Source organism: Kamptonema animale CS-326 (assembly GCF_028330895.1).
Lineage (GTDB): Bacteria > Cyanobacteriota > Cyanobacteriia > Cyanobacteriales > Microcoleaceae > Kamptonema > Kamptonema formosum.
In genome coordinates this window covers 1-8,653 of record NZ_JAQMUA010000039.1, presented here as the reverse complement: position 1 = coordinate 8,653, position 8,653 = coordinate 1, and the positions used below count along the sequence as shown (strand labels likewise).

Sequence of the window (8,653 nt, the reverse complement as noted above, 5' to 3'; positions counted from 1 at the left end):
CCTTTCCGCAGTTTCTACCCGGAAACGCTCTACGGATGTCAGCAAGTCTCGCGCAACTCCCACCAAGTTTTGCAAAGAACCGTATACCCGCTGCGATTCTTGGGAAGTTTCTTGGGCCGTTAATTCTACTGCTTGCATAACGTGAGAAACAGCGCTTGCTGTCTGGTTTTGTTCGATGGTATCTGCGGTAATCGATCGCACCAGTACGTCGATGCGGTTCGTTACTTGAATGATATCTTCTAGCGATCGCTTCGCCTGTTCTGCTAACCGCGTCCCCTCGATTACCTGCTGAGTCCCCTCTTCCATCGCCGTCATCACCGCCCCTGTTTCACTCTGAATTTGCATCACGATTTGCTCGATTTCTTTAAGAGACTTAGCGGATCTGTCTGCTAGCTGTCGCACTTCATCCGCCACAATCGCAAACCCCCGTCCTGCTTCCCCTGCTCTCGCTGCTTCAATGCTAGCATTCAAGGCTAGCAAGTTCGTCCGGGAGGCGATCGTCGCAATCAAAGCGACGATCTTGGAAATTTCTTGGGAAGCTTCTGCCAATCTCTTGACTTTTCTGGTTGTTTCTGCTACCGTTTCCCGAATTTCCAAAATCCCCGCTACCGTCCGCTCCACTGCCTCGCCGCCTTTGATGGCGCTAGCTGCTGCGCCCCGCGCCACTTCTTCTGCTTCGCGAGCGCTTTCTGCCACCCGCTGAATCGCGTCTGTGAGCACTTGTACGGAATTTAATGTCGCCGCTAGTTCTTCAGCTTGTCGCAGCGCGTCCGAGGACAAACCTTGGGCAAAGGTAGCACTCTCAGAAGCGCCTGTACTCACGTCTCGTGCTGCCTGTTTCACTTGGTGAACGATTTCCCGCAGGTTTTGAATCGTTAAGTTAAACGAGTCAGCAACGGCTCCTAATACGTCGGCTGTGACTTCGGCTTGCACCGTCAAATCGCCACGAGCGGCCCCTTCTACGTCGTCCAACAGCCGAATCACTTGGCGCTGCAAATCTTCTTTGGCTTGTTCCTGTTCATCTGCCTTCCTTCTAGCATCGCTAGTTGTAGTCAGAATCACCTTTGCCATGTGGTTGAATTTAGCCGACATTTTGCCAAATTCATCCTCTGAGTAAACTGTGGCGCGAGCCTCTAAATTCCCTTGGGATACAGAATCAAACTGAACTTGCAAGTCGTCTGTCGATTTGCTCACCTGACGAGCAACTAAGTGACCCAAGCCCCAAGCCGTCAGAAAGCTGGTGAAACCGGCTGCTGCGGTCATTGCCCAGCCTGTTTGCCGCAAGTAAGCGATCGCCTCTGGTTTATCTTGCTTCAGGGCTTGGTAAGAAGCAAAATTCGTCACCAGTGCTACAGCCACCAAAGAAATTAACCCCGTGCCGATCGCCGTGTACAACTGCTTAGTAATCAGCGGGGCATTCTCCAAGAAGGCCAACCCGCCCTGCTCTACCGTTACCGTTGCATCGATGGGTTCTTCCGTGGGAGTGAAACTCGGTACCGACTCTGGGGTTCCTGAAATGCTAAAAATCTCATCATCCCGAATTGCTGAGCCATCGCTGTTATCCCCAAAGTCCAAATTGCTAGTAGTCGCCCCCATGACTCCGCCCGTCATCCCTCCAAATCCGCTACTACCACCTGTGGTGAGAATAGAGCTATTAGGATCATCAGAGATATCAAAGTCGGGAAGGTTGCCTACATCTCCAAATTCATCGAAGTCATCTATCCAGTCACCCCGATCGGTTTGGGGACTCGGTGTCAGGGGGAAGTCACTGTCAGGGCCCGCCATACCGAAGGAGTGGGAAGGCGTTTCTTCGTAGCTAGAGAAGGAGTCAGCAAAGGCATCGTCGTCGAAGCTGTCAAGGTCGAAACTATCTGGAATATTGAACCCGTTTTGCAAATCTTCGCTCTTAGCGGCTTTACTTCCCTGGGTAGTAGACTTGAAGCCTGAATTCAAATCTTTAGACGGTTTCCCGATCTCGCTTAAAGCTTCAGGGGCGCTGTGCGATCCCATCAATAGGGTTTCGTCTTCGGCAACCGAATAGTTGGGTTTACTCCCACCAAAATCGCTGCCTTCTTTGGCTTGTATGCCTGATGTTCTAGATCTTGTCTGTCCTGGTTCGGCTGTTGGCTGCGGTTGGAGTGGCATCTTTTGCTTGCCGTTAGTCTCGGCTGCTGGGTAAGATTCTTCAAAGTTGAGGTCGTCTGGCAGTTCCAAAGGCGCAAACATATCATCAAAATCTTCGGGGAACTCGCCTAGATCTTCTAGCCCAGAGTCTGCCAACCCAGAATCGGCAAGGGATTGAGAGCCTATAGTGCGACCGTTCTGTTTCGGGGAAGCCCCGGCAAATACATCTGCTTGTATCTTTTCCTGAGCCGGCGGTGATGGCTTTTCCTTGGGAGCGGGGAAGGTAAGCTGGGTGTCAGCCATTGCCATCGCATCATCGTCAAAATCCAGCCCCCCCAACTCTGCCCCTGAGTCCAGATCCGCATCGGCAAAAGCTGCCATCCCTCCACTACCGCTGCTGTTGCTGTCAAAGTTGGGGGATTCGCCAAAGGGATTTAAAAGTTCTGCGTCGTTGGCGTAATTTTCCAAATTATTTTCAAAATCTAACTCGGAAAGCCCCATGCCCATCATGTCAGCGTTATCTAGTTCTAGGCTACTGGTGCCGAGATCGGACTCCAAATCAGACCCGTTGCCAAAAATTGATAAGTCCGGTTGTTCTAAATCGTTCTCCCCAGATAGACCAGGGTACATTTCTAAATCTAAATCTTCTGAAAAATTCTCTAAGCTCTCTCCGGGCGCTCCAGCGGCAAACTGCTCTGCGTAAGCAATGCCGTTGTTGGCATGATCTACGAAGCCGGTATCATCTGTCAGACTCAGCACTACCATGTACTGTTCTCGTGCTACATCATACTGTTGCAGCCCGTAGCAGTAGATGTGACCGCATAGCAAGCGAGCACTTGGATCTTCGGGAAAATCTTCTACTAACTGGTAAACCAGAGCAGCAGCTTCTTCATAGTTGCCCTCCAGGTATGCCGCTTCTGCCCGCTGGTACTCCTGCTCAAAGTCTGTAGTTGTTGCCATTTGCCGCCCCCTTTGGATTTTAGATTTTAGATTTTAGATTTTAGATTTTAGATTTTTACCTTGACTTTTAGAAGTGATTCTCTGACGCGCGATCGGACTCAATCGAAAAAATAAAATCGAAAAAATAAAATCGATTTCATGCAGCCCACCGGGCCGAGCGCAGAATTTTCACTTGGTCTAGCAATCTGAGAACCTGAGAAGTCTCATCGCCCAATAACCATTCCCCTCTAAGGAATGGAACCATCCCATCAGGAGCTGAAGACTGAGCGTGCAGTTGGTCTACATCGAGCCAGTGCATCCCCACAATTCGATCGACTGCTAACCCTAATATAGTGTCTTGATCTTCGACTGCAATGATCGGAATTTCTGGTCTGTCCGTGTTTAAAGGTGTTTGGTCTCCTAGAAATTGACCCAAGTCAGCCACCCAAATCACGCGCCCCCTCATATTTAGAGTACCTAAAAGCAAGGGAGAAACATTGGGAATTGGGGTCATTCTATCGGGGGCAGGGGAAAGTACCTCTCGAATGCCCATCGCTGGTAGTGCAAACTCGTTTCCCGAAGGAACGTAAAACCGCAGGTGTAGTTCACCTTCGGGACTTTCCAGCTCTTGAAATTCAGGAGCTTGATCGGAATTGAAGCCTGGTAATATGAAGTCCGGGTTGCCCACCATAATGCCGATACCTACCCCTATAGCGATTGTTTGAGAGTTGGGTAAGGACGAACGATTGTTCGCCCGTATTTCTGTTGACCCACAGACCAAGGAATTAACCTCGATGGGGTTTTGAGTTCGTTTACCTTTGCTTGTGTTCGCTCTCTTCTACAACTAAAATGGGTAGCGTAGATTTTGCTACAGGCAAGCTTGGGTTTAACGTTAACAGGAATTACTGCCATCGGCGCTAGCTGCGAACTACTAATCGCAAGGGATATTTGTTTAGGAGCTTAGTTGAGAATTAGGTATATTATATTTGCACTTCGGGCATTGAGACTGACTTTGGTAGGAAATTGAATTCCAACTAACTTAAAAGTGCGATCGCTAAACGTCGGCCGTAGGCATCGCATCAGGTTTTCTGAGGTTTCTGGTTTTCTTCTATGTGATTTTCTAGTTCGTCAGCTAATAATCTTGCCGATTCTGGAGCTTCCTTCAAACCCGGCCCGACATATTTTTCTACGAGCATCAATAACTCGCTTTCTCCAAAGGGCTTGGTAAAGTAGTCAGTTGCTCCTACCATCCTCGCCTTAACGCGGTCGATAAATCCGTCTATGCCAGTTAGCATCACAATTGGTGTTTGCCGAAAAGCAGTGGAATTACGCAGCATGGCGCAGATTTCGTAGCCATCAAGTTCTGGCATGGCAATGTCACACAAGATTAAGTCGGGTTTGAGCTGAAAAACCAGACTCAGCGCTTTAAGAGGGTTGCTAATACCAGTGGCCTCATAACCCTGCTCGTTCAAAATTGCCTCGACGGTCTTGCGAATCACGCTGTCATCATCAATACAGACAACTCTGGGAATTTTAATTTCCCGCGATGACCATTCTCGCGCCTGGCCTTCCGTGCGAGAGGGTTGATAAAACAGTTGTACTAATCCCTGCTGTACGAATGGATAAATCGCCTTAGCAACTGTCAAGACATCTCGGTTCAGGTATCGCGCCATTTGGCGAATCGAGGTCTGACCATCAGCCCAACGGTTGAGGGTGTTAAAGACATTAGGTCGCAGAGCCGAGCGCAGTTGAACGGGATCTGAAATCACGGGACACTGGTTTGGTGACTGAATGTGAGGGTGAAACTGCTTCCACTCCTGCACTTGTTTGACAATCTTAGCTAACAAAGAACTAATATCCAGGCTTGTCAACTGCGGGGCTAAAGCCGGCCCCATCTCAAAGGTAAAAGCCCCTTGGTGCAGGCTGAGTAGGTCGAATAAAGTTTCGTGTACCATGCTGTGGATGATGCTGCGCCCTTGAGCCGGGGTGAGGGTGTGGTTTTCCAACAGAGCCCAGAGATAGCCGTACTCAGGAGCATTAGTAGATGCGATCGAAGGTGCTTCGATATTGTCAAGAGCGGTATCGGCTTTATAGCGTCGCAGGTAGTCTCGCAGGCGAAACAAACTGCCCGCACTCTGGGTAGCGTAGATGATCTGACCATTAAAACAGAAGACAAACCAAGATTGTTCTGAGGGCGAACGGTGGGAAGCTTGCTGGTTGAGGCCGCCGCTCGCTGAGCTGTAGGCCTCGACAAACAGTTCTCCAGTTCGCTGGCCCAACTCAATCAGTTGCAGGATGCTACGGATGTCTATTTCATTCAAATTTCCCTGCATGGAGCTACAGTTTTCTCCTTAAAACCGTTGGAATTTGAGCTAATTTGGCTATCAGCTCCTGTCGGATGACTTTACTATCCAAGCAGCACAGCCAACCTGGCCCTCTACATCTGTGTAGGGGCATCGCCCCCGTGTCGCCCTCGGTTTTAGAGTCAGGGTTAGCGGTGGGTAGTTTATTTAAACTTCTGAACTATAGTTAGACTAGCCTAATACTGCTCTGACATGGAAATTATTGGGGTGTACTCCGATTGGCATGATATAGCATCTTAGGTTAGCGATCGCTTCTACCCGCGAGGCGATAAGACTGATAAAATAAATGAAAACTTTTTGACTAGCTGACCTTGACGCGCATCTTCAGCCTAAATTGGAACTACAGCAACGGGGCAATTGCCGCCCCCTCAGTTCTGTCGCCTAGGAGCAGCGGGTCAGAATTAGAAAGCTTGCAATTCCAGAAAGCGGGGCATTCTTGCGCTTTCTGGACGCTCCGAGCCAGCAGCACGCGCTTGTGCTGCTACAGTCGGAAAAGAATGTTATCCACGGATTGGGCAAACGACACCTCAAGAGGACGATCAGCGTGCTGTATCTAGCGGAAGTACAAAAACAGAAAAGCAGCTTTGGTCTTGGTAGCGGTAAGGCTGAACTCAAACTGCTAGCTTGTCGGCGGAGCGAGCATAATTGGAGCGCTGTACCCGGTGAGGAGTTGATTCCAGCGGAGGAAGCTAATAGCTTCAACGGTGGGACTCTGGTGCTGGTTGAGCTGAGTAATAGTAAGCAGGTGCAGCAAATTCAGGAGGCCGCCCGCCAATTGGTGAGCATTCTGCAAAATTTCTCGCGGTTGCAGGATAAGTTTAAGGACAAGGAAGAGGAAATAGAGCAGTGGAAGGCTTCTCTGACTTTTTCTAGTCAGGAGCTTAACCGCCGGGAGATGGAGATGCAGGCTCGCGAAGAGCAGCTAGCGCAAATGGAGGAGGAACTCGAACGGCTGGAGGCGCAACGCTCGGAAATTGAAAGCGCGCGGGAGGAGGCTAATCGCCTGCGGGAAGAGGTCGATCGCAGTCGCCTGGAAATTGAGGGTGCTTGGGAACAGTTGCGCGGTGAGATGCAGCGCATGGAGCAGCAGCAGACTAATTTGCAGCAGGCGGCGGTGTTAGACGAGCGGCAGGCCCAGAATATTCAGGATTTGCTCGAACGGCTGTCGGGGGCTGCTGCTCCTCAAGAGTTAATACAGGAGGAGTTGAATCACTCTTTGGCGATGGTGGTGGCTCAACAGGCTCTGCTGGATCAGCACTGGCAGCAGTTGGAACAAAAACGGAGTTGGGTTCAGCAACAGCAGGATGAGGTGGAAAGGAACGGTCAGAATATCCAGAATCGATGGCAAGAATGGCAACAAGCTCAAGATTCTTTGGCCCAAGCACGGGCGGAGTTAAAGGGCCAGCAGAGTGCTCTGAGTGTTAAGCAAGAGCAGACTCAGGCTTTGGGATCGCAGATGCGGGCCCAGGAGGATGTTTACCAGCAACTTTATCGCTTGGCTGAGTCTTCGGATCGGGTGAGTGTGAGCGAGAAGGTGGATGTGCAAGCGCTGGAGAAGATGCCGGTGGAGGAGTTGCAGGGTTTGGTGCAACATCTGCAACAGGATTTGGAAAAGGTGTTTCGTTTTGTTAACGATCAGGAGGAGGAGCTGACTTTTCAACGCCAAGCGATTGAAGAGTTGGAAGCGAAGATTCAAGCGGCTAGCGAGTACGATCGCTTGAGTTTGGAAGGGGAACTGGCTGACGAGCAAGAAAATTATGAGATGTTGAATGAAACTCTCGTAGGCCAGCGTCGCAGTCTGCGGGAGAGGGAGGAGGTTTTGAGTCAACACCAAGCTGTGCTGGAGCGTAGGTTGGGTAAGGCTGATGGTGGCAAACAAAATGAAAAAATCGATTTGGGGCCGGTTTTGAGCCAGTTAGAGGGTCAGCGGCATCAACATGGGGAGGAATTGCAGAAACTGGAAGCTCAAATTCAGCAGATGCGGGAGGCGATCGCGCAGATGGAGGGGACTATTCACCGTCAAAGTGGCGAGCAGGAGGCGAAACGTTACGAAATTAAGCAGTTAGAACAGAATTTACAAAACCAGCGGGGGACAGTGGCAGAACTCTGGGGACGGGTGAATCTTTACCAAGAAATGTTGCAACCTGTACAGGATAATCTCAGTGGCTTACGGCAAAAATTGGAGGCGGTGGGGACTCAGCTCAGCCAGGTTCAGGAAAAGGGAAATCATCAAATGCAAGCGATCGCTCAGTTGCGAGAGATGCTGGGGAGTTTGACAAGTTAATAGTTAGTAGTTAATAGTTAGTAGTTAATAGTTAATAGTTAATATTTAGTAGAACTTACGCAGTTGACACTTGCGTAAGTTCTGCTTTAACAATAATTATATCATCATACCAACTTCGGGTTAGTCATCCCCCTATTTACAGTTATCTTATGTACCCCTAAACGTTCTGCTACATCTGTAAGGCTTGAACTATATCCAGCTAACCAATAAAGTTCCTAAATTTTTTGTTGGTTAGTTATAGTTCGCTGCCCGACAAATTTATTTTTAACCCTAACTCTTAAATCAATTGTTTCTTGGTAATCTACTTTCATGCAACCATCCTCAAAATCTCCTTTTTATGGGAGCATACTTTTAGGTAAATGATATTATATATATTATTATTTTAATCATTATTTTTACTAAAAATAATCCATTGACCTTCAACAATCGCGATCGCGCCTCCGGGAAAGGGATCGGTTTGGGATCTATTAGGTGCAGAAATTAATTCTCTAATTTTTTCAATGTGAACAAAACTCGGAGAAACAGGCAATATTTCCTGTAAAAATTGCCTTAAAACCCTTCTTTGTAAAGCTAAATGAACTCCATTCAAAATATGGCGATTAATTCGATATTTTCCATCTGAACTATTGCTAAAAGATGGTTGTAAGCGCAATTCACTAGCCGCAATTTCTAGATAGTCTGTATCGGCCCGAAGGAGTTCTGCGGTTTGCGCTAGAGCTTGTTCCGCTTGGGGATTGAAGTGAGTTTGCAAGTATGGTAACAATTCAGCGCGGATACGATTACGAGCATACTTTAAGTCGTGGTTAGTAGAATCTTCCCAAATTTCTAGGTTTTGCTCTTGACAAAATGCACCTGTTTGTGTACGAGTGATTTCGAGCATGGGACGCACTAATAAGGGAGCTCTTGAGCGGGGGAGCTCTTGAGCGGGGGAGCTCTTGAGCGG

General features: G+C 48.8%; 5 protein-coding genes. 1 reads left to right on the top strand and 4 read right to left on the bottom strand.

Going from position 1 to position 8,653, the window contains the following annotated elements; translation table 11 throughout:
• From PN499_RS02645 to PN499_RS02635, 3 genes are all read right to left on the bottom strand, one after another.
• A partial coding sequence (locus PN499_RS02645) for a methyl-accepting chemotaxis protein (protein ID WP_272030136.1) occupies window positions 1–3,084 on the bottom strand: 3,084 nt, incomplete at its 3' end.
• A gap of 136 nt (window positions 3,085–3,220) precedes the next feature.
• Entirely contained in the window at window positions 3,221–3,754 is a 534-nt protein-coding gene (locus PN499_RS02640) for a chemotaxis protein CheW (protein WP_007354951.1), read from the bottom strand.
• A gap of 388 nt (window positions 3,755–4,142) precedes the next feature.
• The gene (locus PN499_RS02635) at window positions 4,143–5,396 is read right to left on the bottom strand and encodes a response regulator (RefSeq protein WP_272030134.1); all 1,254 of its coding nucleotides are present in this window, start codon (window positions 5,394–5,396) and stop codon (window positions 4,143–4,145) included.
• A 574-nt stretch (window positions 5,397–5,970) separates the two neighbouring features.
• On the opposite strand from PN499_RS02635, the gene hmpF reads away from it, so the two are divergent.
• Window positions 5,971–7,710 carry a pilus motility taxis protein HmpF gene (gene hmpF, locus PN499_RS02630; protein WP_272030133.1) on the top strand — a complete coding sequence of 580 codons (1,740 nt, stop codon included), beginning with the start codon at window positions 5,971–5,973 and terminating at the stop codon, window positions 7,708–7,710.
• A 382-nt stretch (window positions 7,711–8,092) separates the two neighbouring features.
• Here the strand turns inward: hmpF and PN499_RS02625 are convergent.
• Window positions 8,093–8,653 (bottom strand): PP-loop family protein (locus tag PN499_RS02625; RefSeq protein WP_272030132.1); only part of this gene is annotated, 561 nt, incomplete at its 5' end.